General features: G+C 69.3%; 17 protein-coding genes. 13 read left to right on the forward strand and 4 right to left on the reverse strand.

Going from position 1 to position 20,597, the window contains the following annotated elements:
- Nucleotides 1-3 precede the first annotated feature (3 nt).
- Nucleotides 4-834: an urease accessory protein UreD gene (locus tag AR539_RS02420; RefSeq protein ID WP_082699161.1), complete on the forward strand. Its 831-nt coding sequence runs from the start codon at nucleotides 4-6 to the stop codon at nucleotides 832-834.
- Complete coding sequence (locus tag AR539_RS02425; RefSeq protein ID WP_066432237.1) at nucleotides 834-1,886, forward strand: HoxN/HupN/NixA family nickel/cobalt transporter; 1,053 nt, start codon at nucleotides 834-836, stop codon at nucleotides 1,884-1,886. The genes AR539_RS02420 and AR539_RS02425 overlap by 1 nt, the downstream gene beginning before the upstream one ends.
- Before the next feature lie 858 nt (nucleotides 1,887-2,744).
- Here AR539_RS02425 and AR539_RS02430 read toward each other — a convergent pair.
- Nucleotides 2,745-4,682, reverse strand: coding sequence for an adenylyl cyclase (locus AR539_RS02430; protein WP_066432239.1), 1,938 nt, complete (start codon nucleotides 4,680-4,682; stop codon nucleotides 2,745-2,747).
- Between the two features lie 310 nt (nucleotides 4,683-4,992).
- On the opposite strand from AR539_RS02430, the gene AR539_RS02435 reads away from it, so the two are divergent.
- The 6 genes from AR539_RS02435 (at nucleotide 4,993) to AR539_RS02460 (ending at nucleotide 11,542) form a co-directional block, all read left to right on the forward strand.
- Nucleotides 4,993-6,285, forward strand: a complete 1,293-nt coding sequence (locus AR539_RS02435) for an ABC transporter substrate-binding protein (protein ID WP_066432241.1) — start codon at nucleotides 4,993-4,995, stop codon at nucleotides 6,283-6,285.
- Between the two features lie 3 nt (nucleotides 6,286-6,288).
- Nucleotides 6,289-7,278, forward strand: coding sequence for a carbohydrate ABC transporter permease (locus AR539_RS02440; protein WP_066432243.1), 990 nt, complete (start codon nucleotides 6,289-6,291; stop codon nucleotides 7,276-7,278).
- Nucleotides 7,275-8,201 (forward strand): carbohydrate ABC transporter permease, encoded by a 927-nt coding sequence (locus tag AR539_RS02445; protein ID WP_066432246.1) that lies wholly within the window; start codon nucleotides 7,275-7,277, stop codon nucleotides 8,199-8,201. Before AR539_RS02440 ends, AR539_RS02445 begins: the two co-directional genes overlap by 4 nt.
- On the forward strand, nucleotides 8,198-9,673 hold the full coding sequence (locus AR539_RS02450) for a glycoside hydrolase family 1 protein (protein WP_066432248.1): 1,476 nt from the start codon (nucleotides 8,198-8,200) through the stop codon (nucleotides 9,671-9,673). The genes AR539_RS02445 and AR539_RS02450 overlap by 4 nt, the downstream gene beginning before the upstream one ends.
- Nucleotides 9,674-9,698: 25 nt before the next feature.
- Nucleotides 9,699-10,757: a LacI family DNA-binding transcriptional regulator gene (locus AR539_RS02455; protein ID WP_066432250.1), complete on the forward strand. Its 1,059-nt coding sequence runs from the start codon at nucleotides 9,699-9,701 to the stop codon at nucleotides 10,755-10,757.
- 92 nt (nucleotides 10,758-10,849) lie between these two features.
- Nucleotides 10,850-11,542 (forward strand): GntR family transcriptional regulator, encoded by a 693-nt coding sequence (locus AR539_RS02460; protein WP_066432252.1) that lies wholly within the window; start codon nucleotides 10,850-10,852, stop codon nucleotides 11,540-11,542.
- Nucleotides 11,543-11,552: 10 nt separating this feature from the next.
- Here the strand turns inward: AR539_RS02460 and AR539_RS02465 are convergent, their stop codons facing one another.
- The 3 genes from AR539_RS02465 to AR539_RS02475 all read right to left on the reverse strand — a co-directional run bounded on the left by AR539_RS02465 (nucleotide 11,553) and on the right by AR539_RS02475 (nucleotide 14,351).
- A complete protein-coding gene (locus AR539_RS02465) occupies nucleotides 11,553-12,368 on the reverse strand; it encodes a putative hydro-lyase (RefSeq protein WP_066432253.1) in 816 nt (271 codons plus the stop codon).
- Between the two features lie 15 nt (nucleotides 12,369-12,383).
- Nucleotides 12,384-13,601, reverse strand: a complete 1,218-nt coding sequence (locus AR539_RS02470) for an NRAMP family divalent metal transporter (RefSeq protein WP_066433040.1) — start codon at nucleotides 13,599-13,601, stop codon at nucleotides 12,384-12,386.
- Nucleotides 13,602-13,712: 111 nt separating this feature from the next.
- Nucleotides 13,713-14,351: a GntR family transcriptional regulator gene (locus tag AR539_RS02475; protein WP_066433042.1), complete on the reverse strand. Its 639-nt coding sequence runs from the start codon at nucleotides 14,349-14,351 to the stop codon at nucleotides 13,713-13,715.
- A gap of 228 nt (nucleotides 14,352-14,579) precedes the next feature.
- Between AR539_RS02475 and AR539_RS02480 the strand changes: the two genes are divergently transcribed.
- From AR539_RS02480 to AR539_RS02500, 5 genes are all read left to right on the forward strand, one after another.
- On the forward strand, nucleotides 14,580-15,344 hold the full coding sequence (locus AR539_RS02480; RefSeq protein WP_066432255.1) for a LamB/YcsF family protein: 765 nt from the start codon (nucleotides 14,580-14,582) through the stop codon (nucleotides 15,342-15,344).
- Between the two features lie 46 nt (nucleotides 15,345-15,390).
- Nucleotides 15,391-17,064 carry a 5-oxoprolinase/urea amidolyase family protein gene (locus AR539_RS02485; protein ID WP_066432256.1) on the forward strand — a complete coding sequence of 558 codons (1,674 nt, stop codon included), beginning with the start codon at nucleotides 15,391-15,393 and terminating at the stop codon, nucleotides 17,062-17,064.
- On the forward strand, nucleotides 17,064-18,845 hold the full coding sequence (locus tag AR539_RS02490; RefSeq protein WP_066432257.1) for an ATP-binding protein: 1,782 nt from the start codon (nucleotides 17,064-17,066) through the stop codon (nucleotides 18,843-18,845). Before AR539_RS02485 ends, AR539_RS02490 begins: the two co-directional genes overlap by 1 nt.
- A 180-nt stretch (nucleotides 18,846-19,025) precedes the next feature.
- Nucleotides 19,026-20,066 carry an NAD(P)-dependent alcohol dehydrogenase gene (locus AR539_RS02495; RefSeq protein WP_066432259.1) on the forward strand — a complete coding sequence of 347 codons (1,041 nt, stop codon included), beginning with the start codon at nucleotides 19,026-19,028 and terminating at the stop codon, nucleotides 20,064-20,066.
- A gap of 104 nt (nucleotides 20,067-20,170) precedes the next feature.
- Entirely contained in the window at nucleotides 20,171-20,551 is a 381-nt protein-coding gene (locus AR539_RS02500; protein ID WP_082699163.1) for a DUF7793 family protein, read from the forward strand.
- Nucleotides 20,552-20,597 lie beyond the last annotated feature (46 nt).

Consider the following 20,597-nt stretch of genomic DNA (forward strand, 5'->3'; position numbering starts at 1 on the left):
CCGATGGGGGAGCTGGCCCTGCGCATCGCAGAGCGGCGCGGCCGCTCGGTGGCCGTGCACCAGTTCCACCAGGGCGCCCTGCGGGTCCTGCGGCCGCACTACCTGGATGATTCCGGGCAGGTTTGCTACGTGGTGGTCAACCCCGGCGGCGCCTATCTGGGGGCCGACCTCTATGTCCTGGACGTGGAGGTGGAGGCCGGGGCGAAGCTCCTGCTGACCACCCAGTCCGCCACCAAGGTCTACCGCACACCGGGCTCCTTCGCCGAGCAGCGGATGCGGCTGCGGCTGGGCGAGGGAGCGCAGCTGGAGCTCGCCCCGGACCAGCTGATCGCCTACCGGGAGGCCAGCTACCGGCAGAACACCCACATCACGGTGCACTCGACGTCGAGCGTGGTTATCTCCGAGGTGGTCACCCCCGGCTGGTCACCCGACGGCGCCTCCTTCCGGTACGAGGAGTTGCGGCTCCGCACGGAAATCCACGTCGAGTCCGGGGAGCGCAGCGGGCTGCTGGCCCTCGACAACCTGCTGATCCGGCCCCCGCAGCACGACGTCACCGGCCTGGGGTTCATGGAGGGCTTCAGCCACGTGGGATCCCTGATCGCAGTGGACCGGCGCGTGGACCAGGACCTCGCGGACGAACTGCATCTCCTGGCCGGCGGCCACGATGCCTTCACAGGGGTGTCGCTGACTGCCACAGTGGACGGCATCAGCGGCCTGGTGCTCCGGGCCCTGTCGAACAGCACCGATGAGCTCAACAGGCTGCTGGGTGCCTGCAGCGCCTTGCTTCGCCGGCGGTGGCACGGCACGCCGCCCCTGGACCTAAGGAAATACTGATGACCACGTTGACCGGCGTCGCATCCCTGTACCGGCGCCGGGAGCAGCTCCCGTTCCGGACGCGGCTTATTGCCACCTTCGGTGCCGTGGCAGCGCTGCACGCCGCCGCCGTCGGGCTCCTTCTGGCCGGCCAGCTGACGGGCGGCGAGCCGCTGGCGCTCGGCCTGGTGCTGACCGCCTATGCGGCCGGCATCAAGCACAGCTACGACTGGGACCATCTCGCCGCGATCGATAATTCGACCCGGAAGTTCGTGGCACAGCGGCAGGATCCTGTGAGTGTCGGCTTCGCATTCAGCCTGGGCCACAGCTCCGTGGTGATCCTCGCGGGCGTGCTCCTGGTGGGCGGCGCTGCGGTGGTGGGCCAGTTTATGGAGGACGGCACGTCCGGCAACCTGGTGCTGGGGCTGATTGGCAGCGGCGTCTCGGGGATCTTCCTGCTGGCTCTGGGGCTGTTCAACGGGTCCGCATTCATCCGGGCGGCGAGGGCCTACCGGAGCGCGCGGGCCGGCGGCGACGTGCGTGCCGAGGATCTTGAAGCCCAGGGGCTCATGGCCCGGCTGCTGGCGAAGCCCCTGGCCCGGGTCCGGCGGCCGCGGAACATCTACGTCATCGGGTTCCTGTTCGGCCTGGGCTTCGATACCGCCACCACCATCGGGCTGCTGGTGATGGCGACGGCGGCGTCCCTGGCCGGGGTGTCCCCGCTGGCGCTCCTGGCGCTGCCGCTGGCCTTCACCGCCGCCATGACACTGTGCGACACCGCCAACGGCGTTGCCATGATGCGCATGTACAGCTCCGCCCTCCACCACCCCCGGAAGCGGCTGGGCTTCAACGCGGCGGTCACGGGCATCTCGGCCGTCTCGGCCCTGTTCATCTCGCTGATCACCCTTGGCGGGTTCTGCCACGCCGCCTTCGGCCTCGAGGATCCCGTCACCACGTGGCTGGGGGAGATCGACCTGGGCGAAGCGGGCCTGCTGCTCGTGGCCTGCCTGCTGGCGGTCTGGGGAACCGCCGCGGTGCGCGGGCGCCGGCACGCTGCACCCGGCGGGACCTAGACGGAGCCCTGGCCGCGCCGGCGTCGCGCGGTTGCGATGCGGGTTTGTCTCCCCGACGCGCTTTGTGCCCGGCGCGCCGGTAGACGGGCCGCGTCAGGTCGTTAGCGCAGCGCAGGGCACGAACCGCGTCGCAAAGTGCTGGGGTGAGGGGGTGATGCAGCGGCAGGCCTCGCCCGTCGGGACCTAGCCGCTGGTCCGACGGCGGGCGGTTGCGACGCGGGGACACTGGGGGACCTCGACGGAGGCCTGGCTGGTCCGGCGTCGGGCGGTTGCGACGCGGGTTTGTCCCCCCGACGCGCTTTATGCCCGGCGCGCCGGTAGACGGGCCGCGTCAGGTTTTTCGCGCAGCGCACGACACGAACCGCGTCGCAGAGCGCAGGGGGTGCCGGGGGTGATGCAGAGGAAACGCTCGCCCGGTGGACCTCGACGGAGCCGCCGAGTCCCGACCGGGCCGGCCTCGGGCGGTTGCGACGCGGGTTTGTCCCCCCCGACGCGCTTTATGCTCGGCGCGCCGGTAGACGGGCCGCGTCAGGTCTTTAGCGCAGCGCACGACACGAACCGCGTCGCAAGATGGCGGGGAAGGGGGATGGCGGTGACGCGCTGGCACCCTGCGCGGGGCGGAACCTCGACGGAGTCGCGGCGTCCCGGCATGGCCGACGTCGGGCGGTTGCGACGCGGGTTCGTCCCCCCGACGCGCTTTGTGCCCGGCGCGCCGGTAGACGGGCCGCGTCAGGTTTTAGCGCAGCGCACGACACGAACCGCGTCGCAGGCTGGCGGGGCCGGGGCTGGGAAATTTGGGGGTGACGCGCCGGCACCCTGCTCCGCGGACGGGGCAGGGCGCCGGCTGCCGACGTCGGGTTAGCCGAAGCTCTCGACGTAGCTGGGGATGCCGACGACGTCGGTCGAGACCGGAGCGCCGGTGTCGTTGACGACGTGGTCCAGGGTGCCGGCGCCGAGGTTGACCGTCAGCAGGCCGTGGAGCTTCACTCCGGGCGTGACCGGGACTTCAAAGCCCCGGGTGGCGTGGATGGTGGGGTCGACGTTGTTGTAGACGTAGCTGCCACCGCCCCAGAGCTCGTGCGTCTTGACCGAATCGGCGATCTTGTAGCCGGCCCAGCCCAGGACCCCGTCATGCTGCCAGGCGGCCTGGTTCGGGGCGTCGTAGGGCAGCTCATTCTGGAAGAAGATGGTCTTGCCGTTCTCGCCGTTCCAGATGACGTTGTACTCCTGGTAGTGCTCCACGAACAGGCCGGTGGCGGTGACGTTGTCGCCGTTGATGATGACGCCGTTTTCACCGGTGTTGGTGGTCCAGCCCACGCCCTTGCCGTGGTCCGCGCGCCAGGCCCAGATGTGGTCCAGGAGCACGTTGTCGCTGTTGACCTCCAGGCTGAGCGAGGCCTTCCCGACGTGCGGTCCGCCGATGCGGAAGAAGACGTCGTGGAGCGTGGTGGGGTTGGCCGGATCGCTGTGGTTGAGCGAGTTGGACGGTCCGCCGGCCTCGGAGTTGCGGGCCTTGCCGATCCGCATCAGCGTCGGGGAGTTCACTTCGCCGGCATCGATGGTGACGGCGGCAATGTCGACGCCGGGAACGTCCGCGACGGTCAGCGGCACGGAGCCGTTGACGGCGGTGAGGGTGGCCATGCCGAGGCCAAGGACCACGGTGTTGGCACGCTTGACTTCGATGCTCTGGTCAACGTCGTAAATGCCCGGGGTCAGCAGCAGGTTCTTGCCGCGCGCCAGCTGGGAGTTGATGGTCTTGACCGAATCGCCGGGGCTGGCGACGTAGAAGTCGGACAGCGGGATGCTGCGGCCGGCCGTGGGGCCGTTCTCCCAGGTGGTCCCTGCGGAGTCCGTGCGGACCGCCGGAACGAACACGCTGTACTGGCCGTCGGCGTCGAAGGTGAGGTACGGCTTCTCACGGCTGATCGGCGTGCTCGGCAGGTTGGTGTACGGCGGGTTCGGGAAGGACTGTGCCGGGGCGCCGTCCACACCGGAGAACACCTGGTTCCAGACACCGTTGGACCAGTCGCCGATGCTGCTGTCGCGCACGAAGTACTGCTGCTGGGAGCCGTTGATGACGTTGCCGGTCTTCGAGTCGGAAATGAAGCCGCCGCTGGCGTACTGCGGACCGGCCGTGCAGTAGTCCATCAGGGAGAGGTTGCCGCCGGTGATGTTGACCCGCCGCATGGGGGAGGCCTGGGAGGCGGCCCAGAAGTTGGCCGAACTCCGGCAGTCGGCGAGGCCGGTGACGTTGATGGTGAGGTTGGACAATGAGCGCCAGAAGTTGTTCAGGGCGATGCAGTTGTCCGCGGTCAGGCACCGGTTGTAGACGTCGATGTGCCCGTTGATGGTGACATCCGTGGGCGAGGCACCGAGGCCGGCGACCTCCGTCGAGTAGCCGACCTGGACGACCAGCGGCTCCTCGGCGCTGCCGTAGGTGCCGGGCTTGAACAGCAGGGAGTACCGGTTGGTACCCATTTCGTCGTCGACCTGGGTGGCCGCAATGGCGTCCACCTCGGCCTGGATCTCGGCCACAGGCATGCTGGGGTCGAAGATGCGGACGTTGGGACCGAACTCCGGCGCAGGCGCTGTCGTGGCTTTCGCGGGCTGCGGCTGGGCCGGGGCCGGCTTCGCCGGGGCGGCGGGCACGGCCGCCGTTGCGGCACCGGCGCCGGTGGCGAGCACGCCCAGCAGGACGGCGACGCTGCCGGCGAACAGCCGGCTGTGGAGACGCAGCGGCCTCCTGAGGCGGGGCTGCGGCGCCCCTGGTCGGAGACGGAAGTGGGCTAGCGGCATTGCTGGTCCTGCTCTCTGTTGGGGCGGATTTCCCTTCGGCCGCACACGGGGCTGCCGGGGAACTGGAGCCCTGCTCCCGGTGACCGCGGAGGTGTGGGAGCGCTCCCGCCGGGAAGCGTAACACCGCATCCAGCGCCGGGCAAGGGTTCGAAATACGCAGGTACGCCGCTGTTGACAACTCGACGTGATGTGCGACACCATGCTTGTGAGAGCGCTCCCATGGTCGATCTGGGAGCGCTCTCATGTACCGAAACGGGGCGGCCGGCCCCTTATCCCTCCGGTCCCCACACCCTGACAAAGGAGTCCCCGCGTGAAATTCCCCCGCAAACTTGCCGCCCTGTCGGCATCGGCCGCCTGCCTCACACTCGCCCTGAGCGGCTGCGGCGCGGATGCCCCCAAGAACGCCGGGCCCACCGGCGAAACAGGCAAGGAACCGGTCACCCTCAGCCTCGCGACGTTCAACGAGTTCGGCTACGAGGACCTGCTCAAGGAATACGAGACCCTCAACCCGAACGTGACGATCCAGCACAAGAAGGCCGCCACCACCAACGAAGCGCGCGACAACCTGACCACGCGCCTGGCGGCCGGATCCGGCCTCTCGGACGTTGAGGCCATCGAGGTCGACTGGCTGTCCGAACTCAAGGAGTACCCGGACCAGTTCGTGGATCTGAAGGACCCTGCCGTGGAAGGCCGGTGGCTGGACTGGAAGACCGAGGCAGCCACCACCCAGGACGGGCACCTGATCGGCTACGGCACGGACTCCGGACCTGAGGCTGTCTGCTACAACGGGGCACTGCTGGAAGCCGCCGGGATGCCGTCGGACCGCGAGTCTGTCGAGAAGATGCTCGGCACCACCTGGGACAGCTACTTCGACGCCGGCAAGAAGTTCGTCGCCGCAGGGACCGGCCCGGCATGGTTTGATTCCGCCGGGGCCATCTACCAGGGCATGAGCAACCAGATGTCGAAGGCCTACGAGAACGAGGACGGCACGGTCATCGCCGCCGACAACCCGGAGGTCAAGGAGGTCTACACCAAGGTTCTGAACGCCTCGACGCAGGACAACCTCTCGGCGCACCTGGGCCAGTGGAGCAACGACTGGGTAGCCGGCTTCCAGTCCCAGAAGTTCGCCACGACCCTCTGCCCGGGCTGGATGCTCGGTGTTATTGAAGGCAACGCTGCCGGCGTCGAGGGCTGGGACGTCGCCAACGTCTTCCCGGGCGGCGGCGGCAACTGGGGTGGTTCCTACCTGACCGTCCCGTCGCAGGGCAAGAACCAAGCCGAGGCCAAGAAGCTCGCAGCCTGGCTGACCGCCCCGGAGCAGCAGATCAAGGCATTCACGGCGAAGGGCACCTTCCCGAGCCAGGTTGAGGCGCTGACCAGCGAGGAACTGCTGGGCCAGACCAACGCGTTCTTCAACGACGCCCCCACCGGCAAGATCTTCGCAGAGCGTGCCAAGGCCGTCGGCGACTCCCCGTTCAAGGGACCGAAGTTCTTTGCCATCAATGACGCCATGCAGCAGGCCCTCACCCGTGTTGACGTGGACAAGTCGGACGACGCCGAGTCCTCCTGGGCGAAGTTCCTCACGGCTGTGAAGTCGCTTTAAGCCATGTCAGTAACGGACCGGGTCAGGCCCCAAGGCCAATCAATTGACGAGGAAAAACCCGGCAACAGGGACGTCCGGCGGCTCGCGTTTTCGCAGCAGGTGTCGAAGTGGGACGTCAAACTGTCGCCCTACCTCTACATCTCGCCGTTCTTCCTGCTGTTTGCACTCACGGGACTGTTTCCGCTGCTCTACACAGGCTGGGTGTCACTGCACAACTGGAACCTGATCGGCGGCCAGGGCAAGTTCATCGGTTTCGAGAACTTCGGTTTTGTCCTCGGGCAGCCGTACTTCTGGAACGCGGTGGGCAACACGCTGAGCATCTTCCTGCTCTCCTCCGTGCCGCAGGTGGTGCTGGCACTGCTGATCGCAGCGGTGCTGGACGCCAACCTGCGGGCCAAGACGTTCTGGCGGATGGGGGTGCTGGTGCCCTTCGTTGTGGCGCCCGTGGCGGTGGGACTGATCTTCAACAACCTGTTTGCCGACCAGTTCGGCCTCGTCAATGAATTCCTTGGCCTCCTGGGCCTCGACCCGGTCCGCTGGCATTCCGACCAGTTTGCCAGCCACGTCGCCATCGCCACGATGGTGAACTTCCGCTGGATCGGCTACAACGCACTGATCTTCCTCGCGGCGATGCAGGCCATCCCGCGCGATGTCTTCGAGGCGGCCACCATCGACGGCGCCGGCCGCGTCCGGCAATTCCTGTCAGTGACGGTTCCGATGCTCCGGCCCACCGTGATCTTCGTGGCCATCACGTCCACCATTGGCGGGCTGCAGATCTTCGACGAGCCGCGGGTCTTTGACCAGTCCGGCCTCGGCGGTGCCGACCGGCAGTGGCAGACGCTGACCATGTACATCTGGGAGCTTGGCTGGGGCCAGCGCAACTTTGGCAGGGCATCCGCGGTGGCGTGGCTGCTGTTCCTGATGATTGTGCTGATCGCCCTCGTGAACTTCCTTCTTACCCGGCGCATCGCCAACCAGGGAGGCCGCAAATGAGCTCCATCCCCATGATCCGACAGACCGCCGGGAAAGGGGCCGCGAAGGCAGCCGCCAAGCGCCCCAACCCCCGGGCGGGGCGGCCCCGGAACCGCGGCGGCGCCGGGGATATCCGGCGTCCCGGACCCCTGACCTACGGTGCCCTGGGCGCCGTCCTGCTGGCCTCCCTGTTCCCGCTGTACTGGTCCTTCCTGGTGGGCAGCCACGACAGCACTGCGTTGAGCCGGGGCATCCCGCTCCTTCCGGGCGGGAACTTCCTTGAAAACGCGGCCAAGGTCTTTGACAGCATTCCTTTCTGGAAGGCCATGGGCAACAGCATCCTGGTCTCCACCGTCACCTCCGCCTCCGTGGTGATCTTCTCCACCCTCGCCGGGTTCGCGTTCGCCAAGCTCCGCTTCCGCGGCAGCAAGGGACTGCTGGTCTTCGTGATCGCCACCATGGCGGTGCCCACGCAGCTCGGCGTGGTGCCGCTGTTCATCGTGATGGCCAAGCTGGGCTGGACCGGAACCCTCTGGGCCGTCATCATCCCCGGAATTGTCACGGCCTTCGGCGTGTTCTGGATGACCCAGTACCTCCGCGACGCCCTCCCGGATGAACTCATCGAGGCTGTCCGGATGGACGGCGCCTCCATGATCCAGGCCTTCTGGTACGTGGGATTCCCCGCGGCGCGGCCGGCCGCGGCCATGCTGGCGCTCTTCACGTTCGTCGCCACCTGGACCAACTTCTTCTGGCCCTTCATTGTGCTGGATCCCTCAAATCCGACTCTGCCAGTAGCGCTCCAGCTGCTGCAGGCCGCACACTTTGTGGACTACTCGGTGGTGCTGGCCGGTGCCGTACTGGCCACCATCCCGCTGCTGCTGCTCTTCATCGCGGCAGGGCGCCAACTCGTTTCAGGAATCATGCAAGGAGCAGTAAAAGGATGAGCACCACCCCGATCACATTCCCCGAGGGTTTCCTCTGGGGCGCGGCCACCGCTGCCTACCAGATCGAAGGAGCCGCCCACACCGGCGGGCGGAAGGACTCGATCTGGGACACCTTCGCCCGGGTCCCGGGCGCCGTCGCGGACGGCCACAACGGCGACGTGGCCTGCGACCACTACCACCGCTCGGGCCAGGACGTCGAGCTCATGAAATCGCTGAACCTCAAGGCGTACCGCTTCTCGACGTCGTGGGCGCGCTGCATGCCTGACGGCAGGACGCCCAACCCCGAGGGGATCGCCTTCTACTCCCGTCTGGTGGACGAGCTCCTTGCCGCGGGCATCACCCCCTGGCTGACGCTGTACCACTGGGACCTGCCGCAGGCACTGGAGGATGAGGGCGGCTGGGCCAACCGCGAAACGGCGACGCTGTTCGCGGCCTATGCGGCCGTCATGCACGAGGCCCTCGGTGACCGGGTCCGCATCTGGACCACCCTCAATGAGCCCTGGTGCTCGGCGTTCCTCGGCTACGCCGCGGGCGTCCACGCCCCGGGCCGGCAGGAGCCGGCGGCAGCCCTTGCGGCCGCCCACCACCTCCTCCTGGGCCACGGGTTGGCTGCCGCGGAACTGCGCCGGCTGGACCCGGAGGCGAGTATCGGCATCACCTTGAACCTCACCGTTGCCGATCCGGCCGACCCCGCCTCGGCGGACGACCAGGACGCGGCCCGGCGGATCGACGGGATGCACAACCGCATCTTCCTCGACCCGCTCTTCCGCGGCGAGTACCCCGCAGATGTGCTGGCGGACATCGCCGGTCTCGGCTTCGAGTCCGTGGTCCACGACGGCGACCTGGCCGTTATCTCGACGCCCATGGACCTGCTCGGCGTCAACTACTACCAAGGCGAGGCCCTGACCAAGACGGCGGCCCGGGCGGAAGAGCAGGCCAAGCCGGAAACCGTGACCACCACGGCGCAGGCGGCGCCTGAGTCGGCCGAGCGGCTGGCGCCCACCCCGTTTGTCTCCGCCGAAGGCGTGCACTCGGTGCCGCGCGGGCTCCCGGTGACCGGCATGGGCTGGGAGGTCCAGCCCGAAGGCCTGTTCCGCCTGCTCACACGGCTCCAGCGGGAGTACACGGGCCCTGCCGGCATCCCGCTCTACATGACGGAAAACGGCGCCGCTTACCCCGACGTTCCCGACGCCGACGGGTTCGTCGACGACCAGGACCGGCTCGCCTTCTTCGACGTGCACCTGCGCGCGGTGCGGGACGCGATCGACGCCGGAGCGGACGTCCGCGGCTACCTCGCCTGGTCCCTGCTGGACAATTTCGAGTGGGCCTACGGCTACCACCAGCGCTTCGGGATGGTCCGGGTGGACTACGACACGCTGGAGCGCATCCCCAAGGCGAGCGGCCTCTGGTACGCGAAGGTGGCGGCGTCGAACGCCCTGCCGTCCAGCCAGGCGGTCGCGCACGTGGCATGAGCGGTGATGTCGTATTCTCAAAGTGATGAACGAACAGATCCACCGGGGTCTCCGGGCCGCACCGGCCAGACCCACCCCCACCCTTGAAGACCTCGCGACGGCGGCTGGAGTGTCCCGCTCCACCGCCTCGCGGGCCATCAACGGCGGGTCCCGGGTCAGCCCGGAAGCCCAGGCGGCGGTTGACGCGGCGGTGCTGTCCCTCGGCTACACCCCGAACCGGGCCGCGCGCAGCCTCGTCACCCGCCGGACCTCGTCAATCGCCCTGGTGATCAACGAACCCGATGCCCGGGTCATGATGGACCCGTTCTTCGCGGCCGTCATCACCGGGGTGACGGAGGCACTGCGCGAGACGGATATGCAGCTGGTCCTGCTGATGTCCCGCGCCGGCGGCGATCCCTCCCGGACGGTGCGCTACCTGCGCGGCGGCCACGTGGACGGCGCCATTGTGGTGTCGCACCACAAAGCTGACGGCTGGACCGAAGAGCTCGCCGCCTCGGGCCTGCCCACCGTCTTCATCGGACGGCCCTGGGATACCGGGCTCGGCATCCACTACGTCGATGTGGACAGCTTCGAGGGCGGCCGGCTGGCCGCGCTGCATCTCGCAGCGGCCGGACGGACACGGCTGGCCACCATCACCGGCCCGCTCGACATGACGGCGGCAGAGGACCGGCTCGACGGCTGGCAGGCCGGCCTCAAGGAAGCAGGCCTGCCGGCAGGCCTGGTTGCCCACGGGGATTTCACCCCCGCCGGGGGCACCGAGGCAGCCGAACGCCTCCTGGCCGAGGACAGCGGAGTCGACGGCATCTTCGCGGCCTCCGACCTCATGGCCCGCGGAGCCATCACTGCTTTGAAGGCCGCCGGACGGTCGGTGCCCGGGGACGTCGCCGTCGTCGGCTTTGATGACCATCTGACGGTGCCCGGCGAGCTGCCGCTGACCACCATCAACCAGCCAACCGTGGAAATGGCCGAAAAGGCTGCCCGCCTCCTCCTCGCGGACATCGAAGACCCGGGGGCGGCCCGGGAACCGGTGATCTACCCCGCGCGGCTGGTTGTCCGGGAGAGCAGCGAGCCGCAGGCAGGGTAGGGGCCGAGTGCCGCGGGGCGGCAGGCCGCGCTGTACGCTGCCGGCGGCGCAAGTGGCGCAGGGAGTGTGCGCTTCTTCGGTAGATTGAATCCATGCCGATGAACGCCGCGCTTGAAGGGATCTCCGACGAGGTCCAGGCCACCCACGCCCACACCGGATCGTGGGTGGCTGCTGTGTTGCGTGCCCGTATTTCGGCCGGCCAGCTCGCCCCGGGAACCAAACTCTCCGAGCAGAAGCTTTCCGAGGTGCTGGGTGTTTCCCGCAACACGCTGCGGGAGGCCTTCACCGTCCTGGCCGGCGAGTCCGTGGTGCAGCGGATTCCCAACCGAGGCGTGTTCGTGTCCGCGCCCCAGGCCGAGGACGTCCGCGAGATCTACCGGGTCCGCCGGCTGATCGAGCCGGCGGCCGTGCTGTGGGGCGACTACCGTACCGGGGACCTGGACGTGCTGGACGGCATCATCGACCGGGCCCGCGCCGCCCTGGCGGTCGGGGCGGTCACCGACATGGCGGACGCCAACCAGGACCTGCACAAGGCGCTGGTGGCTCTGTCCGGGAGCGCCTCGATGGGCGAACTCATGGACAAGGTCCTCGCACAGATGCGGCTGGTCTTCCATGCCATGGCCACCACCTCGGACTTCCACAGCCACTACGTGGAACGCAACGCCGCCCTGGTGGCTCAGCTGCGGGCCGGCCGCAGGGACGACGCCGCGGCGGAGCTGCGCCGGTACCTGGATGCCGCCGAGCACGAACTCCTGGTGCACATCGGGGCCTTCCCGCAGAAGTGATGCCCCGCGGCTACGGGACCTGGTAGGACGAGTCGCGAGCGTCCGTAATGAGCATGTGCCCCGGGGCGTGGCCGATGGCCAGCGCCGGGCGGGATTCCATGACGGCGGCCTGGGGCGTCACGCCGCACGCCCAGAAGACCGGCACATGCCCGTCCGGGATCCGCACCGGGTCGCCGAAGTCCGGGCGGCCCAGATCAGCGATGCCCAGCTCCGCCGGGTTGCCCACGTGGACCGGGGCGCCGTGCACGGCCGGATAGCGGGACGTGATGCGGACGGCGTCGGCCACCTGCGACGCCGGGATGGGGCGCATGGAGACCACCAAGGGGCCCGCCATCCCTCCGGCCGGCTCGCAGCGGACGGCGGTGCGGTACATCGGCACGTTCACGCCCTGGTCGATGTGGGCCACCCGGATCCCGTTGGCCTGGAGGGCGGACTCGAAGGTGAAGCTGCAGCCCACGATGAACGTCACGAGGTCATCGCGCCAGTGCTCCGTGATGTCCGTAGGTTCATCGACCTTCCGGCCGTCCTGGTACACCACGTACTTGGGCACATCGGTGCGGATGTCCCCGCCGGCCAGCAGCGTCCCTGAGGTTTCGCCGGCGTCGAGCACCCCCAGGACAGGGCAGGGCTTGGGGTTGCGCTGGGCGAACAGCAGGACGTCGAAGGCCTGCGCCTTGGGCACGATGATCAGGTTGGCCTGCGCGTAGCCGCTGCTCCAGCCGGAGGTCGGCGTCACGAGGCCGGCCCGGAACAGGGCCCGCGCCTCGGCCGGGAGCAGCGCTGCCGGGTCTGCGGGGGAGCGGACGGCGGACGGCACGTTCAGCATTGGGGCATCCATTGGTTAGGCCCAGAGCTTGGCCAGGCTGGCCAGCGAGCTGTAGCCGAGGAACAGGGTCAGCAGCCAGGCCACGATGCCGATGACGAGCAGTCCCTTGGGGTAGACGTAGCCGTGCATCAGGTCCCGGCGGCGCCAGGCCACCCACAGGAGCACGCCGAAGCCGACGGGGAGGATGAGGCCGTTGAAGGCGCCCGCGAAGATGAGCAGCTGCTGCGGGGCCTGGCCGATCAGCAGGTAGGCCACGCTGCAGAAGGCGATGAAGCCGACGGTGATCAGGTTGCGGGTGCGCTCCCTGGTGGTCGGTTTCGTCACGAAGGAGACCGAGGTGTAGGCGGCGCCGATCACGGAGGTGATGGAGGCGGCCCACAGGATCACGCCGAAGACGCGCATGCCGATCTCTCCCGCGGCGGCCTGGAAGGCGGAGGCGGCAAGGTTGTCGCCGGTCAGGGCCACGCCGCCGGCGACGACGCCGAAGATGGCCAGGAACAGCAGGATGCGCATGACGCAGGTGACCAGGATGCCCACGATGGAGCTCTGGGTGATCTGCTTGACGTGCTTGACGCCGGTGACGCCGGTGTCCAGCATGCGGTGGGCGCCGGCGTAGGTGATGTAGCCGCCGATGGTGCCGCCGATCAGGGTGGTGATGACCAGGAAGTCGATCTTCTCCGGCATCACGGTGTTCTTGAGCGCCTCGCCCACCGGTGGGGCAGACACGATGGCCACGTACAGTGTCATGAGGATCATCAGGGCGCCGAGGATCACCACGATCCGGTCAAGGGCCACTCCCGCCCGCTTGCTGAGGAAGATCAGGATGGCCAGGACGGCGGAGAGGGCGCCGCCGATCTTGGGGTCCACGCCCATCATCGCGTTGACGCCGAGGCCGGTTCCGGCGATGTTGCCGATGTTGAAGACCAGGCCGCCCAGGAAGACCAGTGCGGCGAGGAACCAGCCCACCCCGGGGAGGACCTTGTTGCCGAGCTCCTGGGCCCGCAAGCCGGAGACGCCGATGATCCGCCAGACGTTCGCCTGCACGGCGATGTCTACCAGGATGGACACCAGGATCGCGAACGCGAACGCGGCACCGAGCTGGACTGTGAAGGCCGTGGTCTGGGTGATGAACCCCGGGCCGATGGCGCTGGTAGCCATGAGGAACATGGCGCCCAGGAGGGCCGAACGCCGGGCGGCCGGCTTGAGGGCGGCCTTGACAGTGGTGTTTTCCATGGGGAGGTCCAAACAGTTGGGTGACCTGGGTCACAACGGTTGTCTTCTGCCACTGTACAGGTTGTTCAACAATCCACGCAAGGAATTGTTCAACAATGACCGGCCGGGAGTTTACTCGCCGTGGACGGCACGCTGCCTTTCTTCCGACCGGTTCAGGTAGGCCAGGAGCAGCTCGCCGGCACGCTCCAGCTGCCCGGCCTCCAGGGCCCGGCAGATTTCATCGTTGTCCGCGAGGTAGCCGCGGTAGAAGTGCGCGTCCACCGTGGCCTTGTGGAAAAACAGCCGCATCTCGGCCAGGACCTGCGCCATGATCGTGTCGAGGCGCCGGCTCTCCGCCAGTGCCACGATGGCCCGGTGGAAATGCTGGTTGGCGGTGCCGAGGGCTTCCTCGTCGTCCGCTGCCGCCGCGGCGCGGCCTTCATCCACGGCCGCGCGGACGGCGGCGATCCGGGCGGGGCTCCCGCCGCCGCGGATGGCGCTCACCTCGATGAACCGGCGCACGGTATAGACGTCATGGATGTCGCCCGGGCCCAGGCTGGCGACGAATACCCCGCGGTTGGGGTGCCGGACCACCAGCCGCTCGGACGCGAGTTCCGCGAAGGCCTCGCGGACGGTGTTGCGGGAAACCCCAAGCTCCTCGGAGATGGTGGATTCGGTCAGCCGCGCGCCCGGCAGCAGCAGCCCTTCGGCCAGCTGCAGCCGCAGCTCGGCCGCGACCCGGTCCGCCACGGAGGGGGTGGCCACGCGCATCCGGGCCGCAGACGCCAGGGCCGTGCCGGCCGGGCCGCCCGCCTTGGTCCCGACTGGAGTAGCCCCGCCGGGGGCGGCCGGACCGGCAGTGCCACGAAATTCCGGGTGGGCGCTGGTCATACCTCAGAATGTACACCCCTGCCTTATCGTCGAATCTTAGGATTGTTGAACAATCCGGGATTTTGGTGCATCCTAGATAAGGAACACCAATGAGACGAGGATCACAAAGTGGCAACCATTGACTTGAACAGCGACGTCGGCGAGTCCTACGGGCGCTGGAGCCTGGGGGACGACACGGCGATGTTCCGCTCGGTTTCGAGCGCAAACGTGGCCTGCGGCTTCCACGCCGGCGACCCCAGCGTGATCCGGAAGACCTGCCGCGAGGCAGTGGCTGCCGGCGTCGTGATCGGCGCCCATGTCGGATACCGCGACCTTGCCGGCTTCGGCCGCCGCTTCCTGGACATCGACCCGATCGAACTCGCGGACGACGTCGTCTACCAGATCGGCGCGCTGCAGGCGTTGGCGGCCGCGGAAGGCGGCACGGTCACCTACGTCAAGCCCCACGGCGGCCTCTACAACGCGATCGTGGCGCACACCGCCCAGGCGAAAGCCGTCGTCGACGCCGTCAAGTCCGTTGACCCGAACCTGCCCATCCTGGGTCTGCCGGGATCCGAAGTGCTCCGGCTGGCCGAGGCCGCCGGCCTGCGCGCCGTCACCGAAGCGTTCGCGGACCGGGCCTACAACCCGGACGGCACCTTGGTCTCCCGCACGCTGCCCGGCGCCGTGCTGCATGACCACGCGGAGGTGACGGAGCATGTCCTCCGGATGGCCACCGACTCGGCCGTCCGCACCATCGACGGCTCCATCCTCAAGATCCGCGCCGAGAGCATCTGCGTGCACGGCGACTCCCCGGGCGCCGTCGCCATGGCGGGCGCCGTCCGCGAGGCCCTGACCGCCGCCGGCATCAGCACGGCAGCATTCGCCCACGCCTGAGCGGCGCGGATCCCATCCGAGGCACCGGCAACCATGAAGGCAACTGATGATTGAGACAGCGGGCGACACCCTGGCAGTACAGCAGGCGGCAGGTTCCAAAGTGAGCTCCGTGCGGGCGGTGGGAACCCGCGCGGTGCTCGCCGAGCTCGCCGGAACGGGCGAGGTGCTGGCCCTCCAGGCGCTGCTCCTGGAGCAGCCGCTGCCCGGCCAGCTGGACGTTCTCGCCGCGGCCCAGACGGTGCTGGTCACCGCGGATTCCCCGGTCGCTGCCCGGCGGATCGCCGCCCGGCTGCTCCAGCTCGACCTCACCGCCCCTGTGCACCGGGACGGCGGGCTGGTGGTCATCGACACCGTGTACGACGGCGAGGACCTCGCCGAGGTGGGGGAGCTGACCGGCCTGGGAAGCGACGGCGTAATCGCCGCCCACACCGGGCAGGTCTGGACCGTGGCCTTTGCCGGCTTCGCGCCGGGCTTTGGCTACATGGTGGGGGAGAACCAGGCCCTCGAAGTGCCGCGCCGCAGCTCGCCGCGCACCGCCGTGCCCGCGGGTTCCGTGGCGCTGGCCGGCAACTACTCGGCCGTGTACCCGCGCCGCTCGCCCGGCGGCTGGCAGCTGATCGGCCGCACCGGCGCGAAAATGTGGGACCTGGACCGGGAACAGCCCGCCCTGGCCGCGCCCGGGCAGCGGGTGCAGTTCCGCGCCGTGCGGGCCACCGTGACCCTGGCAGCAAAACAGCCGGCCCACACCCCCGCCCCGGAGGTTACCTCCGGCCTGCGGATCGTCTCACCGGGCCTGCAGAGCCTGATCCAGGACCTCGGCCGCTTTGGCCATTCGGGCCTGGGCGTTTCCGCCGCCGGCGCGCTGGACCGGGCCTCCCTGCGCCGGGCCAACCGCCTGGTGGGGAACGCGCCGTCGGCCGCCGCCGTGGAGACCGTCGCCGGAGGCCTCACCGTCCAGGCCGTCGGGGACCAGGTCCTCGCCGTCACCGGAGCGCCCGCGGAGCTGACCATCGAAACGCCGGGCGGGGACGACTCCGGTCCGGCAGAGCGGACCGTGCCCATGGCCACCCCCTTCGCCCTGCTGGACGGCGAGACCCTGGCCATCGGCGCCCCGCACAGCGGTTTCCGCAGCTACCTCGCCGTCCGCGGCGGCGTGGACACCCCGCCGGTGCTCGGCAGCCGCTCCACGGACACCATGTCCGGGATCGGCCCCGCCCCGCTGGCCGCCGGCCAGCACCTCGCCGCCGGCGGGGAAGCCGAATCCGGCGTCGTGGGGCACCCCGAGCTGCAGCCTGACTTCCCGTACGCCGGGGTCACCGTGCTCGACGTCGTCCCCGGCCCCCGCGCCGACTGGTTCGACGCTGATGCGCTGGCGTCCTTCTGCAGCCAGGACTGGGACGTCAAGCCGCAGTCCAACCGGGTGGGAATGCGCCTGCAGGGAACCCCGCTGCAGCGCACCCGCCAGGGTGAACTCGCCTCCGAGGGCACCGTCGCCGGTGCCGTGCAGGTCCCGCCGGAAGGACTGCCCGTGCTGTTCCTGGCCGACCACCCGATCACCGGCGGCTACCCGGTGATCGCCGTGGTGGTCGACTCCCAGCTGGACCGCGCCGCCCAGGTCCCGATCGGCGGCAAAATCCGCTTCCGCTGGGTCCCGGACGAGATAACCGCCGCCGCCGCGGCCCCCGAACACGCCACCCCCGAACAAGAAGCGAGTAACTGATGCGCAAGGTCCTGATCGCCAACCGCGGAGAAATCGCCGTCCGGATCGCCCGGGCCTGCGACGACGCGCAGCTGGCCTCCGTCGCCGTCTACGCGGACATCGACGCCGACGCCCTGCACGTATCCGCCGCGGACGAGGCCTACGCCCTGGGCGGCAACTCGCCGGCCGACACCTACCTCAACGTCCCCAAGCTGCTCGCCGCAGCGGCCGCCTCCGGTGCCGACGCCGTGCACCCCGGCTACGGGTTCCTCTCCGAAAACGCCGAGTTCGCCCAGGCTGTCCTCGACGCCGGACTCACCTGGATCGGCCCCTCGCCGGACGCCATCCGGCTGCTCGGCAACAAGATCACCGCCCGCGAGACCGCCGTCGAGGCCGGCGCCCCGCTGGTCGCCGGCAGCGACGGCCCGGTGGAAACCGCCGCCGAGGCCCGGGCTTTCGCCGAACAGCACGGCCTGCCGATCGCCATCAAGGCGGCCTTCGGCGGCGGTGGCCGCGGCATGAAGGTGGTCCGCGCCCTGGACGAGGTGGAGGAGGCCTTTGACTCCGCCGTCCGCGAGGCCGTGGTGGCCTTCGGCCGCGGCGAATGCTTCGTGGAGCGCTACCTCGACCGGCCCCGGCACGTCGAGGCGCAGGTCCTCGCGGACACACACGGCAACGTGGTGGTGGTCGGAACCCGCGACTGCTCGCTCCAGCGCAGGCACCAGAAACTGGTGGAGGAGGCGCCCGCGCCGTTCCTCACCGCGGACCAGACCCGCCAGATCTACGCCGGCGCCAAGGCAGTCTGCCGCGCCGCCGGCTACTCCGGCGCCGGCACCGTGGAATTCCTGGTGGCCGCGGACGGCACTGTGGCGTTCCTTGAGGTCAACACCCGCCTGCAGGTGGAGCACCCCATCACGGAGGAAACCACCGGGATCGACCTCGTGCAGGAGCAGTTCCGCATCGCCGCGGGCGAACCGCTGCGCATCACCGAGGACCCGGCGCCGCGCGGTCACTCGTTTGAATTCCGGCTCAACGCCGAGGACGTGGGGCGCGGCTTCCTGCCCTCGCCCGGCACCGTGGACCAGTTCGCCGGCCCCACCGGCCCCGGCATCCGGCTGGACACCGGGGTGCGCTCCGGCTCCTTCGTCCCGCCGCAGTTCGACTCACTGCTGGCCAAGCTGATCGTCACCGGGGCGGACCGGCAGCAGGCGCTGCGCCGCGCCCGCCGTGCCCTCGCGGAAATCAGCATCACCGGCGTTTCCACCGTGCTGCCGTTCCACCGTGCCGTGCTCGAATCGCCGGACTTCACGTCCGAGACCGGCCTCGGCATCCACACCCGCTGGATCGAGACCGACTTCGCGGAAAGCATTCCGGCCGACCCGGACTACAGCACCACAGCGCCCGACGGCGAACGCCGCACCATCACGGTCGAGGTGGACGGCCGCCGGATGGCCGTCGGACTGCCGGCGGACCTCCTGGACGGCTGGGCGCGCTCCGGCGGACCGCTGCCCGCCGGCGTGTCCGTGGACGGCGCCGCGCACGGAGACTCCGACGGCGGCCCGTCCGGGGGTCGCGGTGCCGCCGCGGACCCGGGGGAGCTCCGCGCGGGCATGGCCGGCACCGTGGTCAAGTGGCTCGTCGAACCGGGCGCCACAGTCTCGGCGGGGGATCCCGTCGTCGTGCTCGAGGCGATGAAGATGGAGACCCAGGTCTCCGCCCACCGCGACGGGACGGTGACCGGAGTCCGTGCGGCGGCCGGCGGCGTCGTGGCGGCCGGCGCGGTGCTGGCGCTCATCGGGTAGCCGGCAGCTGCGGCGCTAAGGGGTGCCCTGCCAGTACCCCTATCAGCAGGGACTCCCGCACCGGCGGCCCGATGGTGTTTGATGGAAGATGCCCCCGACGACGTCCGGGCCAGCAGGCCGCACCCACCCCGTGCGGGACGCCGGGGGTGACCCCCAGAACCAACAACAAGCAGGAGACCCATGCTTACCGTTAACGCTTACGCCGCTCCGTCCGCGGAAGAGCCCCTCGCGCCGACCACCATCGAGCGCCGGGACGTCGGCCCGCACGATGTCCTGATCGACATCAAGTTCGCCGGTATCTGCCACTCCGACATCCACACTGTCCGCGGCGACTGGGGCCCGCAGCAGTACCCGCTCGCACCGGGCCACGAAATCGCCGGCATCGTCACCGAGGTCGGCTCGGCCGTCACCAAGCACAGCGTCGGCGACCGCGTCGGCGTCGGCTGCATGGTCAACTCGTGCCGCGAATGCGTCAACTGCCAGAAGGGCGAGGAGCAGTACTGCCTCGCCGGAAACACGGGCACTTACGGTGCCGTGGACCGCGACGGCACCATCACCCAGGGCGGCTACTCCACGCACGTGGTGGTGACCGAGGACTTCGTGGTGCAGATCCCCGAGGGCATTGAGCTCGACGTCGCCGCGCCGCTGCTCTGCGCCGGCATCACCACCTTCTCGCCGCTGCGCCACTGGGGCGCCGGCCCCGGCAAGAAGGTCGCCGTCGTCGGGCTTGGCGGACTGGGCCACATGGCCGTCAAGCTCGCCCACGCCATGGGCGCCGAGGTCACGGTCCTCTCGCAGTCGCTGAAGAAGCAGGAAGACGGCCTGCGCCTCGGCGCGGACCACTACTACGCCACCAGTGATGAGAACACGTTCGCCGACCTTGCGGGCTCCTTCGACCTGATCATCAACACGGTGAGCGCCTCGATCGACATCAGCTCCTACCTGCAGCTGCTGAGCCTCGACGGCGCCCTGGTGAACGTGGGCGCCCCGGCCGAACCGCTGCCGGTGAACGCATTTGCCCTGATCGGCGGACGCCGGTCCTTCGCCGGCTCCATGATCGGCGGCATCCGGGAAACGCAGGAAATGCTCGACTTCTGCGCGGAGCACCACCTCGGCGCCGAGATCGAGGTCATCCCGGCCGAGAAGATCAACGAGGCGTACGAGCGGGTGCTCGCCTCCGACGTGCGGTACCGCTTCGTGATCGACACCTCCACGCTGTAGTTCACACGAGGGGCCCTTCCGGCCCGGACCGAGAGTCCGGGCCGGAAGGGCCCCTTTTGCGCGTCTGGCGGGCATCGTCCCAGCTCAGGCCTACAATGAACTCGATGATGCCGGAACGAGCAGTCGCCGCTGAGGGGAAGAACTCCTTAAGCGTGCGCGCAGGCATCATTGAATCCGTCTGGCGGCCGGGATCATTCGTCGACGTCGACGACGCCAGGGACGCCATGCGCGCCGTCGAGCAGATCAGCGGCGGCATCCCGCTGCCGATGCTCTCGGAAATGACCGACGTCGAGATCACCGCCGCGGCCCGGTACGAGTTCGCCCGGACCACCGGGGTGCTCGCCATCGCCGTTCTCGGATCCAGCGCCGTGGACCGGGTGGTCGCCGCCGCCATGAGCCGGCACACCCACTACCCGCACGCCTTCTTCACCTCCCGGAATGACGCCCTCACCTGGCTGACGGACGTCACAAAGAGCACCAACTAGAGTGGGCAGTACCGGGCCGCTGCGGGCCCCCGGTCCCGCCCGACAG

Origin of the sequence: Arthrobacter sp. EPSL27, from assembly GCF_001512305.1 — a bacterium.
Classification (GTDB): domain Bacteria; phylum Actinomycetota; class Actinomycetes; order Actinomycetales; family Micrococcaceae; genus Arthrobacter.